Raw genomic sequence first — 13,095 nt, forward strand, 5'->3', positions numbered from 1 at the left:
GAACCAGGCCAGCAGGCGCGCGCGCGCGGACGCGGGCAGGAACACTTCGGCGACCTGCCATTCCGGCCAGCGCGCGCGCCACTTGTCGACGAAGCTGTCGTCCTCGCTCATGGCCAGCGCGCGGGATCCAGCAACTCGACGGCGGCTTCGGCCATCACGTCGCCCTGCCAGGCCACCGGGTCGTCGGCGTCGAGGCGGTAGCCCCACAACGCCACGATCGAAGGCATGCCCGCGGCGCGCGCGGCGATGATGTCGCGTTCGTCGTCGCCGACGTAGACGCAATCGGCCGGCGCAACGCCGACGGCGCGCGCCGCGTGCAGCAGCGGTTGCGGATCCGGCTTGCGCGTGGCCAGGGTGTCGCCGCCGACCAGCACGGCGCAACGCTCCTGCCAGCCCAGCAGCGGCATCAGTGCGCGCGCCAGCGCTTCGGGCTTGTTGGTGACGATGCCCCAGCGGCTGCCCTCGGCTTCCAGCGCCGACAGCATCGCTTCCACGCCTTCGAACGGCGCGCCGTGCTTCGACAGTTCACCGCGGTAGATGTCCAGGAACGGCTGCACCAGCGCTTCGCGCGCGGCCTCATCGTGGTCGGGGAATGCGGCCTTGATCATCGCCCGGGCGCCGCGCGACACGTGCGGGCGGATGCGCTCCGGCGCGATCGGCGGCAGGCCGTGGCGTGCGCGCAGCAGGGCCAGGGTAGCGACGAAATCGGGGGCACTGTCGAGCAGGGTGCCGTCGAGGTCGAACAGGGCCAGTGCAGGATACGCGCCGCGCAGGCTCATTCCGGCTTCACCGCGCAGGCCAGGTAGTTGACGCCGGTGCGGCGCGACACGCGTGCGCGGTTGGCCCACGGCTCGTAGGCAAGGCCGCTCACGTCTTCCAGTTGCAGGCCGCAATCGCGCAGCCATGCGCCCAGTTCGGAAGGACGGATGAAGTCGCTGTATCGATGGGTGCCGCGCGGCAGCATGCGCGCGATGTACTCGGCGCCGATGATGGCCAGCGCGAATGCCGCCGGCGTACGGTTCAGCGTCGACACGAACAGGCGGCCGCCGGGCTTGAGCAGGCGCGCACAGGCTTCCAGCACGGAACCCGGATCGGGTACGTGCTCGAGCATCTCCATGCAGGTAACGGCGTCGAACGCAGCGGGCATCTCCGCGGCCAGCGCCTCGACCGAGGACAGGCAGTAGTCGACCTGGACGCCGGTCTCGAGGCCGTGCAGGCGCGCCACCTTGAGCAAGCCCGGCGCAAGGTCGATGGCGGTGACGCTGGCGCCCGCGGCGGCGAGCGATTCGCTCAGCAGGCCACCGCCGCAACCCACGTCCAGCACGCGCGCACCACGCAACGCGATGCGTTCGGCGACGTAGCCCAGCCGCGCCGGGTTGAGCGCATGCAGCGCCTTCTGCGGTCCCTGCGGATCCCACCAGCGGTTGGCGAGCTCGTCGAACTTGTCGACCTCGGCCTGGGAGAAGTTGCCGGCGGGCGTGGCGGTCATTGCGGCAGCGCGATCGAGGCGATGCGCTGGCGCCATTGCCGCGCGTTGGCGACCAGTGCATCCGGATCCATGTCCACCAGAATCTTGGCCTGCAGCTTCGCCTTGCCGGCGATCCACACGTCGCTGACCTGGTGGCGGCCGGTGGCATAGACCAGCTGCGACGCGACATGGTGCAGCGGCTGGGTCTCCAGCGGCGACATGTCGACGATCGCCAGGTCGGCCTGCTTGCCGGCCTCGATCGAACCGACCATGTGGTCGAGGCCGAGCGCGCGTGCGCCGCCGAGCGTGGCCGCGCGCAGGGCGCTGGCCGCGTCGAACGCCGCGGCGTCTTCCGCCACCGCCTTGGCCAGCAATGCTGCGGTGCGCATCTCGCCGAACATGTCCAGGTCGTTGTTGCTGGCGCAGCCGTCGGTGCCGATGGCCAGGTTCACGCCGGCCTGGCGCAGCCCGTGTACCGGGCAGAACCCGGACGCGAGCTTGAGGTTGGACTCCGGGCAATGCACGACGCTGGCGCCGCGCTGCGCGCACAGGTCGATCTCGGCCCGGCTGAGCTGGGTCATGTGCACGGCGATAAGGCGATCGTTGACCAGCCCCAGCCGGTCCATGCGCGCGATCGGGCGCTGGCCGTGCTTGTCCTGCGACTGGGCCACTTCCTGCGCGGTCTCGTGCAGGTGCAGGTGCACCGGGATGTCGAGCTGGTCGGCGAGCATGCGGATGCGCTCGAAGCTGGCATCGGACACCGTGTACGGCGCGTGCGGCGCGAAGGTAGTGGAGACCAGCGCATCGTTGCGCCACTGGTCGTGCACTTCGCCGGCCTTGTCGAAGTACTCGTCGTCGCTGGCGGCCCAGGCGGTGGGGAAGTCGATCACCGGCAGGCCGACGCGGGCGCGGAAACCGTGGCGCTTGTAGGTCGCCGCCTGCACGTCCGGGAAGAAGTAGTTCTCGTTGCAGCAGGTGGTGCCGCCGCGCAGCATCTCGGCGATGGCCAGCTCGACACCGTCGGCGACGAAGTCCGGCGCGATCACCGCCGCTTCAATCGGCCAGATGTGGTCCTGCAGCCAGATCTTGAGCGGCAGGTCGTCGGCGACGCCGCGCAGCAGCGTCATCGGGTTGTGGACATGGGCATTGACCAGGCCCGGGACGAGCACGCCGTCCGGCCGCGACACGGTCGCTGCGGGGCTGAAGCGCGCACGCGCTTCGGCCCGGGGCAGCACCGCGACGATCGCGCCGTCGCGGATGGCGACGGCGTGGTCTTCGAGCACCACGCCATGCGGTTCGACCGGGACGACCCAGCCGGCCTCGATGACGAGGTCGCAGACGGTGGCCTGGCCGCTCATCGCCTTACTTGACGCGCGAGACGTACTCGCCGGAGCGGGTATCGACCTTGATGGTTTCGTCCTGGGCGACGAACAGCGGCACGCGCACCACCGCGCCGGTCTCCAGCGTGGCCGGCTTGCCGCCGGTGCCGGCGGTGTCGCCCTTCACGCCCGGATCGGTCTCGACGATCTTCAGTTCGACGAAGTTCGGCGGGGTGACCATGATCGGGGTGCCGTTGAAAAGGGTCACCACGCACTCTTCCTCGCCCTTGAGCCACTTCTCGGCGCCGCCCATGCCGGCCTTGTCGGCCTGGACCTGCTCGAAGGTCTCCTGGTTCATGAAGTGCCAGTACTCGCCGTCCGCATACAGGTACTGCATGTCGGTGTCGACTACGTCGGCCGACTCGAGCGAGTCGGTCGCCTTCATGGTGATTTCCTGCACGCGGCCGGTGCGGATCTGGCGGTACTTGACGCGGGTGAACGCCTGGCCCTTGCCCGGCTTGACGTACTCGGTGTCGGTGATGATCGCCGGTTCGTTGTTGACCAGGATCTTCTGTCCGTTCTTGACGTCGTTCATGCCGAGGGTGGCCATCGATTGCAACTCCTGCTGGTCCGCCGCGGCGGCCGGTTAAAATGGGCCTGACATGATACCTGCTGCCTCCCCCGCCCTGCAGCCCGGCGCTGCCCGGGACCACCGAAGCGACTGGAAACGCCAGTGGCGGGAGGCCGTGCGCGACCCGCGCGAGCTGCTTTCCATGCTGGGCCTGGAGACCCTGGCCGCGACCGTTTCGGCGCCGGCTGCCGCCGCTTTCGCCCTGCGGGTACCGCATGCCTTCATCGCCCGCATGCGCCATGGCGACCGGGCCGACCCGCTGCTGCGCCAGGTGTTGCCGGTGCTGGACGAGGAGCGGGTCGTGCCCGGCTTCGTCCTCGATGCCGTCGGCGATGCCGCCGCCAGGGCCGGCCACGGCGTGATCCGCAAGTACCGGGGCCGCGCGCTGCTGGTGGCCACCGGCTCGTGCGCGATCAATTGCCGCTACTGCTTCCGCCGCCACTTCCCGTATGCGGAGCAGACCGCGGCGGCCGGCAACTGGCGCGAGGCGGTGGCCGCGATCGCCGCCGACCCCGGCATCGACGAGGTCATCCTTTCCGGCGGCGACCCGCTGTCGCTGTCCACGGCCAAGCTGGCAGAGCTGACCACGGCCCTGGCCGGGATTGCGCACGTCCGGCGCCTGCGCATCCACAGCCGCCTGCCGGTGGTGCTGCCCGCGCGGGTGGACGACGAACTGCTCGCATGGCTCGGTGCCCTGCCCTGGCCGCTGGCCTTCGTGATCCATGCCAACCACGGCAACGAGTTCGATGCCGAAGTCGATGCCGCACTGGCGCGCCTGCGTGGCGCCGGCGCGACGCTGTTCAACCAGGCCGTGCTGCTGCGCGGGGTCAACGACTCGGTCGATGCGCTGGCCGCGCTCAGCGAACGCAGCTGGCAGGCCGGCGTGGTGCCCTATTACCTGCACCAGCTCGACCGGGTCGCCGGCACCGCCCATTTCGAAGTCGACGACGCGCGCGCACGCGAACTCCACCAGGCCCTGGCCGCGCGCTTGTCCGGCTACCTGGTGCCCCGACTGGTGCGCGAGGTCGCCGGCGACGAGGGCAAGCGTCCGCTTTAGCGCGGATTGGACGTACACTGGGGCACCCGAGTACAACATCGCGCAATGTCCGGAACCGACCACGCACTGCGGCTGATGATCGTCGACGACAGCGTCGAAGATGCCGAAGCAATCGTCAGCACCCTGCGCAACGCGGGCATCGCGGTGCGTCCGCTGCGCCCGGATTCGGCCGAAAGCCTCGCCGAAATGCTGGCCGACCAGGCCGTCGACCTGGTCCTGGCCGCACAGGCCGCCACCACCGTCACCCTCGCCCAGGCCCTGGAGCTGATCAAGGGCAGCGGCAAGGACCTGCCCGTGGTCACCATCGTCGACCGGGTCGACGACGCCAGCCTGACCCAGGCCCTGGCCGCCGGCGTGCGCGGCATCGCCCTGCGCCACCAGCCGCAGCAGATGCTGGGCGTGGTCAGGACCGAATGGGGCGACCTGGAAGCCCGCCGCACCCTGCGCAGGCTCGAGGCGCAGGTGCGCGAGACCGAACGCCGCTGCGACGCGCTGATCGAATCCTCGCGCGATCCCATCGCCTACATCCATGAAGGCATGCACATCCGCGCCAACGCGGCCTACATGGAAATGTTCGACTTCGAGTCGTGCGACGACCGCGAGGGCATGTCGCTGCTGGACCTGGTGGCGCCCAAGCACGTGGACGGCTTCAAGGCGCTGCTCAAGAGCCTGAGCAAGGGCGAGCCGCCACCGCCGCGCTACGAACTCGAGGCCCACGACGGCAGCGGCAATCCGTTCGCCGCGGTGATGGAGTTCACCCCGGCGATGTACGAGGGCGAACCCTGCCTGCAGGTGATCTTCCGCCGCCAGGAAGCCGACCCGGAGCTTGCGCGCGAGGTCGAGGAACTGCGCCAGCGCGACCAGGTCACCGGCCTGTTCAACCGCCAGACCTTCCTGATCTCGCTGGAAGAAGCGGTGTCCGCCGCGGCCCAGCGCCAGGGCCAGTACGGCCTGTTGCTGCTGCAGCCCGACCACTACCAGAAGCTGTTGCAGGAAATCGGCCTGGATTCGGCCGACGCCCTGCTCCACGGGGTCGCCGATCGCCTGCGCAGCGCGCTGGGCGAGGACGCGGTCGCGGCGCGCTTCGGCGAACACACCCTGGCCGCGCTGGTGCGCGGCGACCACGAGGCCACCAGCGCCCTGGCCGAACGCATCCGCGAGGCCGTCGCCTCCGAGGTGATCGGCATCGGCGAGCGCTCGGCGGCGATCACCGTCAGCATCGGCGGCGTGCAGATCGGCGAGAAGATCGCCAGCGTCAGCCAGGTCCTGACCAAGGCCACCGAGGGCGTCAACGCCTCGGCCAACGTCGGCGGCAACCGCTTCGAGATCTTCGATCCGGGCGCGGTCGACCGCGCCGAACAGGAACGCGTCCAGGCCTGGGTCACCCACCTGCGCGAGGCGCTGGCGCACGACCGCTTCCTGCTGCACTACCAGCCGGTCATCAGCCTGCAGGGCGAGACCGGCGCGATGTACGAGGCCTACATCCGCCTGGACGTCGGTGCCGGCGAGATGGTGCCGCCGCTCCGCTTCCACCAGATCGCCGAGGAACACGGCCTGCTGGGCGAGATCGACCGCTGGGTGGTGGGCCGCGCGATCAAGGTCATCGCCGAACAGCAGAAGGCCGGCAAGCCGGTGACCCTGCTGGTCAAGATCACCGAGGCCTCCCTGGCCAACGACAAGCTGGCGAAGTTCATCGGCGAGCGCCTGGAGGACACCGGCGTCGACGGCGAGCGCCTGGTGCTGCAGCTGTCCGAGGCCAAGGTGTTCACCAACCTGCGCGCTGCACAGGATTTCGCCGCGGCGGTGAAGTGCAAGATCGGCCTGGAGCAGTTCGGCGTAGGCCTGGATTCGTTCCAGTTGCTGTCGCACTTCAACCCGGCCTACCTCAAGCTCGACCGCAGCTTCACCGAGGACCTGCCGAAGAACGCGGGCAACCAGGAGCGGATCAAGGAAATCGCCGCCAAGGCGCAGTCGCTGGGCATCCGCAGCATCGCCGAGTTCATCCAGGACGCGGCCAGCATGGCCATCCTGTTCTCCAGCGGCATCGACTACGTCGAGGGCAACTTCCTCGCACCGGCCGGTCCCGAGATGAACTACGACTTCGAGTAACGTGGGAGCGGCGGCAGCCGCGACCCCTCCCTCACGTGCAGGGCGTCGCGGAATGGCCTTGCCCAAGACGGGACCGTCGGAGACATGGATGTCGACGACGAGGCCCCATGGACGGGTTCACGCCGTGTCCCGGCTTGGGCAAGGCCATTCCGCGGCGCCCCGCACGTGAGCGAGCGTTTGCTTCACGCGCCAGGCGCGCTCCTACGCGATGACGCTGGAGTGGAGGGCCGCGATGCGCTCCTCGAGCGGCGGGTGGCTCATGAACAGCCGCTTCAGGCCGTGGGCCAGGCCGCCGGAGATGCCGAACGCCTGCACCGCCTTGGGCAGCGTGTTGACACCGTGGTTGCGCGACAGCGCCTCGAGCGCCGAAATCATCTTGCCGCGGCCGGCCAGGCTGGCGCCGCCGGCGTCGGCGCGGAACTCGCGATGGCGCGAGAACCACATCGCGATCATGCTCGCGAACAGGCCGAAGACCATTTCCAGCACGAACACCACGACGAAGTAGCCGATGCCGCCGCCACCGTTGTCGCGGCCGCCGCTGAGGTAGCCGTCCACGACCCGGCCGACGATGCGCGCAAGCACGATCACGAAGGTGTTGAGCACGCCCTGCAGCAAGGCCATGGTGACCATGTCGCCGTTGGCGACGTGGCTGACCTCGTGGGCCAGCACGGCTTCGGCCTGGTCGCGGTCCATGCCGCGCAGCAGGCCCGTGGACACCGCGACCAGGGCATTGTTGCGGCTGGCGCCGGTGGCGAAGGCGTTGATCTCGGGCGCATCGTAGATGGCGACTTCGGGCATGCCGATGCCGGCCCGTGCGGCCTGCCGCTGCACGGTCTGCAGCAGCCACTGCTCGACCTCGTTGCGCGGCGTCTCGATGACGTGGGCGCCGGTGCTGCGCTTGGCCAGCCACTTGGACATCCACAGGGAGACGAACGAGCCGCCGAAACCGAAGATCGCGGCGAATACCAGCAGGCCGCCGAACTGGCCGGCATTGACGCCGAGCAGGGACATCACCACGCTGGCGAGGGCCAGGACCGCAAGGTTGGTGGCGAGGAACAAACCGACGCGCTTGAACATGCTTGTCTTCTCTCGATGGCAGGACACCGCGCGATGGCGCGGCTGACGGATTGAAGTGTGGCGGGACGAACCTAAACGCAAGTGCAATGACTGAACACGAGACAACACCGCACACGCACCGCCGCGGCCGCTTCGCGCCGTCGCCTACCGGGCCGTTGCACTTCGGCTCGTTGCTCGCCGCGTTCGGAAGCTGGCTCATGGCGCGTGCCCACGGCGGCCAGTGGCTGGTGCGGGTGGAAGACCTGGATCCCCCGCGCGAAGTCCCCGGCGCGGCCGAAGGCCAGCTGCAGGCGCTGTCGGCGTTCGGCCTCGAACCGGACGGGCCGGTGCTTTGGCAATCGACCCGCGATGCGGCCTACCAGGCCGCGCTCGACCGGCTGCTTGCGTCCGGTGCCGCCTTCGCCTGCCATTGCAGCCGCAGCGACCTTGCCGCTTCCGGCGGCGTGCACCGCGCCTGCGTGGCCGGCGCCAGGCGTGACAATCCCGCGATCCGCCTGCGCGTGGCCGACGGCACGACGATCGGGTTCGACGACGCCATCCAGGGCCGCTACGTCCAGGACGTGGCCGCCGAGGTCGGCGATTTCGTCCTGCGCCGCGCCGACGGCCCGTGGGCCTACCAGCTGGCGGTCGTGGTCGACGATGCGGCACAGGGCATCACCGACGTCGTCCGCGGCGCCGACCTGCTCGACTCGACCCCGCGCCAGATTTTGCTGCAGCGTGCCCTGGGCCTGCCCTCGCCCGCCCATGCGCACCTGCCGCTGGTGGTCGATGCGGACGGGAACAAGCTTTCCAAGTCGCTCGCGGCGCTGCCGGTGGACCCGGCCGATCCCCTGCCGGCGTTGCGCGCCGCCTGGCGTGCGCTCGGCCAGGATCCACGGGCGCTGGCAGGCCATGGCGCGACGGCGACGCTGCTGCAGGCCGCGCGCGCCGCCTTCGTGCCCTCGCGCATCCCGCGCGGTCCGGTCGCCGCATCGCTCGCCGCAGCGCACAACACGGAAGCCCCGGGACATGCCTAGAATCGATCGGGACATCCACGTCCAGGCAGGGAGAATGCAATGGCGGCACGCGTCGCGTTGGTAACGGGGGGAACCGGCGGCATCGGGACCGCGATCTGCAAGCGCCTGGCCGGACTCGGGCACAAGGTGGCCACCAACTACCGGAACCAGGAAAAGGCCGACGCCTGGCAGCGGCAGATGCAGGCCGACGGCTACCAGGTGGCCCTGGTCCAGGGCGACGTCGGTTCGCCGGAAAGCGCCGAGGCCCTGGTGCGCGGCGTCGAGGCCCAGCTCGGCCCGGTCGACATCCTGGTCAACAACGCCGGCATTACCCGCGACACCACGTTCCACAAGATGACGCCGCAACAGTGGACCGAGGTCATCAACACCAACCTCAACTCGGTCTACAACATGACCCGCCCGGTGATCGAGGGCATGCGCGCGCGCAAGTGGGGCCGCGTGATCCAGATCGCGTCGATCAACGGGCAGAAGGGCCAGTACGGCCAGGCCAACTACGCCGCGGCCAAGGCCGGCATGCACGGCTTCACGATTTCGCTGGCGCAGGAGAACGCGAAGTTCGGCATCACCGTGAACACCGTTTCGCCCGGCTACATCGGCACCGACATGGTGATGGCCGTGCCCGAGGAGGTGCGCGCGAAGATCGTCGCCCAGATCCCGACCGGGCGCCTGGGAACGCCGGAGGAGATCGCCTACGCCGTCGCCTTCTTCATTCCCGAGGAGGCCGCCTGGATCACCGGCGCCAACCTCTCGGCCAACGGCGGCCAGTACATGGGCTGGTAACGCCCGCGACGGAGGGGCCACCCCCGCCGGCTTGCAACCCGTGCTGCACTGCGCCATGCTCGGGGCCTGTCCCGGGGGTTTTGCGCATGGCCGTACGCGTCATCAAGAAATATCCGAACCGTCGCCTCTACGACACCGAGATCTCCAGCTACATCACGATCGAGGACGTGCGACAGTTGATCGTCGATGGCGAGGACTTCGAGGTGCGCGACGCCAAGTCCGGCGACGACCTCACCCGCCAGGTCCTGCTGCAGATCATCGCCGAGCAGGAACAGGACGGCGAGCCGATGCTCTCCACGCAACTGCTCAGCCAGATCATCCGCTTCTATGGCGATTCGCTGCAGGGTTACATGGGCAGCTACCTCGAGAAGTCCATGCAGCTGTTCATGGAGCAGCAGGCGCAGTTCCGCCAGCAGATGGGCGGCATGCTCGGGCAGACGCCGTGGGCGATGATGAACCAGCTGACCGAGCGCAACCTGGAACTGTGGAAGGAATTCCAGCAGAACCTGGTGGGCGGCATGGGCCGCGGCGCCGAAGGCGGCAACAAGCCCCCGCGCGGAAGCTGACGCGTGGCAAAGCGGGTGGCCGTCGTCAGTGGCGGCATCGGGGGCCTGGGCACGGCGATCTGCGTGGCCCTGGCGCGCATGGGCTGCAAGGTGGTGGCCGCGGACCTGGGCGGCGATGCCGCGCGCGTGGCCGCGTTCGAATCCGAAGTCGCCGGACACGACGTGGCGTTCGCGCCGCTGGACGTGACCGACCGCGAGGCCTGCGCCGCGCTGGTGGATGACGTGCAGCAACGGCACGGCAGCCTCGACATCCTGGTCAATGCCGCCGGCATCACCCGCGACGCGACCCTGCGCAAGATGGACGGCGCACAGTGGGACGCGGTGCTGGCGGTGAACCTGGACGGCGTGTTCAACCTCACCCGCCCGGCGCTGGTCGGCATGCTGGCGCGCGGCTTCGGCCGCATCGTCAACATCAGCTCGGTCAACGGCCAGACCGGACAGTTCGGCCAGGCCAACTACGCTGCGGCCAAGGCCGGGATGCACGGCTTCACCATGTCGCTGGCGCGCGAGGTCGCGCGCAAGGGCGTCACCGTCAACTCCGTCTCCCCGGGCTATTGCGAAACGGCGATGGTGATGGCGATTCCCGACGGCATCCGCGCGGGCATCGTCGACCAGGTGCCGGTCGGCAGGCTGGGCAAACCCGAGGAGATCGGTCGCGCGGTCGCGTTCCTGGCTGCCGACGACGCCGGGTTCATCACCGGCGCCAACCTTCCGGTCAACGGCGGCCTGTTCATCTCATTCTAGTTCGCAGAACCGTTGGCGGTACTGCAGCGCCTTGGCCTGCAGCGCTTCCAGGTTCTCGATGCGCCGGCCCGGGTCCGGGTGGGTGGACGCGAACTCGGGCTGGCCGCCGCCGCCACTGGCCTGCTGCATGCGCTCCCATAGCGGCATCGCCGCGGCAGGATCGAAACAGGCGGCCGCGGCGAGCATCAGCCCCATTTCGTCGGCCTGCGTTTCCTGCTTGCGCGCGTAGGGCAGCGCGCGGCCATAGCCGTACACGGCCATCACCGCCTGCATCTGCTGCTGGTCCATGCCGCTGGCGGCCCCGGCCATCTGCCCGATCTGCGCGAGCTTCTGTTCGCTCATGCGCTGCGCGCCATGGCGCAGCAACGCGTGCGAGATCTCGTGGCCCATCACCATTGCCATCGCATCGGCGTTCTGCGCCACCGGCACCAGGCCGGTGTAGACCGCCATCTTGCCACCGGGCAGGCAGAACGCATTGACCTGGTCGGATTCGATCACGGTGACGTCCCAGTCGAACGCCCTTTCGATGCCGGTCGGCTCCATGCCGTGTTCCTCGGCCAGCGCGTCGGTCACCTGCGGGACCTTGGCGATCAGGCGTTGCGCGATCTCGCGCACCTGACGCGAAATCTCCGCGTCGCGCGGCAGCGCCTGCTCCTGCTGCAGGATTTCCTGGTAGGCCTGCAGGCCCAGCGCCTTCTCGTCTTCGGCGGTGATGTTCTTGTCGATCAGCACCGTTTCGCCGGTGTACGGGTCGACGCTGCGGTTGGAGATCCAGTAGTACGCGGCATAGGCGGCGAACGCCAGCAGGATCCACCAGCGCAGTCCGCCGCGCCGCCGCGGCGCGCGCCCGTTGCCGACCGGATCCTGCCTCATGCCTTTCTCCTTAGAGCTCGCGCACCACGCGGAAGCCGAGCCGTGCATTGGTGGTATCGACCCGTGCCGGCGCACGCCAGGCCGAGCGGGTCTGATCCGGCGCGCTGGCCCAGGCACCGCCGCGCATCACCCGCATCCGGCAACCCGGGTTCACCCAGGCCTGTCCGTCGACGGGCGCACGCCGGTAGCCGTCATGCCAGCAGTCGGCGACCCACTCGCTCACGTTGCCTGCAAGGTCGTGAAGACCGTATGCATTGGCGGAGAAACTGGCCACGGGCGCCGGGCCCCAGAGACCGTCGTCGTAGCCGGAGAATGCGTTGTTCCAGCGCCGGCCGCTCGGCGAGCGGTCGCCGCTGCCGGTGATGTTGCCCACGTCCGCCGGCGGGGCGCCGTCGCCCCAGGGGAAGCGCCCCTGCCCGCCCGCGCGCAGCGCGTATTCGAACTGCGCTTCGCTGGGCACTTGGTAACGGTGCCCGCTGCTGTCGGCCAGCCACTGCGCGTACGCGTCGGCGTCGCGCGCGCTGACGTGGATCACGGGCATGTTCTGCGCCGCGACGCCGCCGTCGTAGGCGTTGCGCCAGTCCACGCCATTGCGGCGCACGAAGTTGCCGCTGCGTTCGTCGTACACCATGGAGAAGCCGCGCCTGCTGGCGGTGGGGCGATAGCCGGTGGCGGCGACGAAGCGGCCGAACTCGGCCACGGTGACTTCGGTGCGCGACATGGCGAAGCCGCGCTCGAAGCGGATGTAATGCCGCGGCCGCTCGCTGTCGCTGGCCCCGCGCTCGCCGTCGGCCGCACCCATTGCATAGGCGCCGTGCGGCACCACCACCATCTCCGGGCCGCGCGCGCCCGATCCCAGGGAATCGGTGAACGCCTGCCCCGGACGGAACAGGCCGTAGTGCGTGGCCAGGTCGATGCGGTTGCGCAACTCGGCACCCGCCGGATTGCCGGGCTCGGCGATGCGCAGCAGCTCGGCGAGCTTGCTCCGCGCCAGGGCGATGTCCTTGTTGTCGCCGCGCTGCTGCAGCGCGCGCACGCCTTCGTCGCGCAGCCGGTCGACGCGCTCCTGTCGCACCCGCTCGATGCGCGCGCGTGCATCGGCGATGGTGCTGCGTTCCTGCTTGCCCGGATGGACCGCGGCCGCCGACTCGAGCCAGCGCGCCGCGGCGGGGAAGTCCGATTTGCCGGCAGCCGCTTCGGCGCGCTGGATCAGCGCGCTTTCCACCGCGGCCAGGCCCTGCAACGCGCGGGCGTGGCCAGGTGCGATCTGCAGCGCCTTGCGGAACGATTCCAGGGCGCCGCCGCCGGCCTCGCCCAGGCGGCCGTCGCGCAGCTCGGCCTCGGCCTGGCGGTTGAGCTCCCACAGGCGATCGGCCTGGTCGACCTGGCGCAGGTAGTCCTGCACCGCCTTGTCGGCCGGCGCGATCGCGCGCAGCACCGACGCGGCCTCGTGCA

General features: G+C 69.7%; 13 protein-coding genes. 6 read left to right on the top strand and 7 right to left on the bottom strand.

All coding sequences use genetic code 11. The features are described 5' to 3' along the window. Positions 1-107 precede the first annotated feature (107 nt). From gph to efp, 4 genes are read right to left on the bottom strand one after another with little or no spacing between them, the layout of a single operon-like run. Positions 108-779, bottom strand: a complete 672-nt coding sequence (gene gph / locus QAA18_RS10980) for a phosphoglycolate phosphatase (protein WP_279412989.1) — start codon at positions 777-779, stop codon at positions 108-110. Continuing rightward, the gene (ubiG, locus tag QAA18_RS10985) at positions 776-1,489 is read right to left on the bottom strand and encodes a bifunctional 2-polyprenyl-6-hydroxyphenol methylase/3-demethylubiquinol 3-O-methyltransferase UbiG (protein WP_279412990.1); all 714 of its coding nucleotides are present in this window, start codon (positions 1,487-1,489) and stop codon (positions 776-778) included. The genes gph and ubiG overlap by 4 nt, the downstream gene beginning before the upstream one ends. Then, entirely contained in the window at positions 1,486-2,826 is a 1,341-nt protein-coding gene (locus QAA18_RS10990) for a TRZ/ATZ family hydrolase (protein WP_279412992.1), read from the bottom strand. The genes ubiG and QAA18_RS10990 overlap by 4 nt, the downstream gene beginning before the upstream one ends. A 4-nt stretch (positions 2,827-2,830) precedes the next feature. Next, on the bottom strand, positions 2,831-3,397 hold the full coding sequence (efp, locus tag QAA18_RS10995; protein ID WP_279412993.1) for an elongation factor P: 567 nt from the start codon (positions 3,395-3,397) through the stop codon (positions 2,831-2,833). Between the two features lie 52 nt (positions 3,398-3,449). Here efp and epmB point away from each other — a divergent pair, with 52 nt between their 5' ends. Both epmB and QAA18_RS11005 read left to right on the top strand, forming a co-directional pair. After that, positions 3,450-4,475: an EF-P beta-lysylation protein EpmB gene (gene epmB, locus QAA18_RS11000; protein ID WP_279412994.1), complete on the top strand. Its 1,026-nt coding sequence runs from the start codon at positions 3,450-3,452 to the stop codon at positions 4,473-4,475. 45 nt (positions 4,476-4,520) lie between these two features. After that, positions 4,521-6,584 carry an EAL domain-containing protein gene (locus tag QAA18_RS11005; protein WP_279412995.1) on the top strand — a complete coding sequence of 688 codons (2,064 nt, stop codon included), beginning with the start codon at positions 4,521-4,523 and terminating at the stop codon, positions 6,582-6,584. 201 nt (positions 6,585-6,785) lie between these two features. On the opposite strand, the gene htpX is transcribed toward QAA18_RS11005, so the two are convergent. Further along, positions 6,786-7,661: a protease HtpX gene (gene htpX / locus QAA18_RS11010; protein ID WP_279412996.1), complete on the bottom strand. Its 876-nt coding sequence runs from the start codon at positions 7,659-7,661 to the stop codon at positions 6,786-6,788. Between the two features lie 86 nt (positions 7,662-7,747). Between htpX and gluQRS the strand changes: the two genes are divergently transcribed. The 4 genes from gluQRS to phbB (QAA18_RS11030) all read left to right on the top strand — a co-directional run bounded on the left by gluQRS (position 7,748) and on the right by phbB (QAA18_RS11030) (position 10,767). Then, a complete protein-coding gene (gene gluQRS, locus QAA18_RS11015) occupies positions 7,748-8,677 on the top strand; it encodes a tRNA glutamyl-Q(34) synthetase GluQRS (RefSeq protein ID WP_279412998.1) in 930 nt (309 codons plus the stop codon). A gap of 39 nt (positions 8,678-8,716) precedes the next feature. Next, on the top strand, positions 8,717-9,457 hold the full coding sequence (gene phbB, locus QAA18_RS11020) for an acetoacetyl-CoA reductase (protein WP_279412999.1): 741 nt from the start codon (positions 8,717-8,719) through the stop codon (positions 9,455-9,457). Positions 9,458-9,543: 86 nt separating this feature from the next. Further along, the gene (gene phaR / locus QAA18_RS11025) at positions 9,544-10,023 is read left to right on the top strand and encodes a polyhydroxyalkanoate synthesis repressor PhaR (RefSeq protein WP_279413001.1); all 480 of its coding nucleotides are present in this window, start codon (positions 9,544-9,546) and stop codon (positions 10,021-10,023) included. Between the two features lie 3 nt (positions 10,024-10,026). Then, complete coding sequence (gene phbB / locus QAA18_RS11030; protein ID WP_279413003.1) at positions 10,027-10,767, top strand: acetoacetyl-CoA reductase; 741 nt, start codon at positions 10,027-10,029, stop codon at positions 10,765-10,767. Here phbB (QAA18_RS11030) and QAA18_RS11035 read toward each other — a convergent pair. Both QAA18_RS11035 and QAA18_RS11040 read right to left on the bottom strand, forming a co-directional pair. Then, a complete protein-coding gene (locus QAA18_RS11035; RefSeq protein WP_279413004.1) occupies positions 10,759-11,640 on the bottom strand; it encodes a M48 family metallopeptidase in 882 nt (293 codons plus the stop codon). The genes phbB (QAA18_RS11030) and QAA18_RS11035 overlap by 9 nt on opposite strands. 10 nt (positions 11,641-11,650) lie before the next feature. Continuing rightward, positions 11,651-13,095 (bottom strand): formylglycine-generating enzyme family protein (locus QAA18_RS11040; protein ID WP_279413005.1); only part of this gene is annotated, 1,445 nt, incomplete at its 5' end.

It is taken from the genome of Luteimonas sp. 8-5 (genome assembly GCF_029763755.1).
GTDB lineage: Bacteria > Pseudomonadota > Gammaproteobacteria > Xanthomonadales > Xanthomonadaceae > Cognatiluteimonas.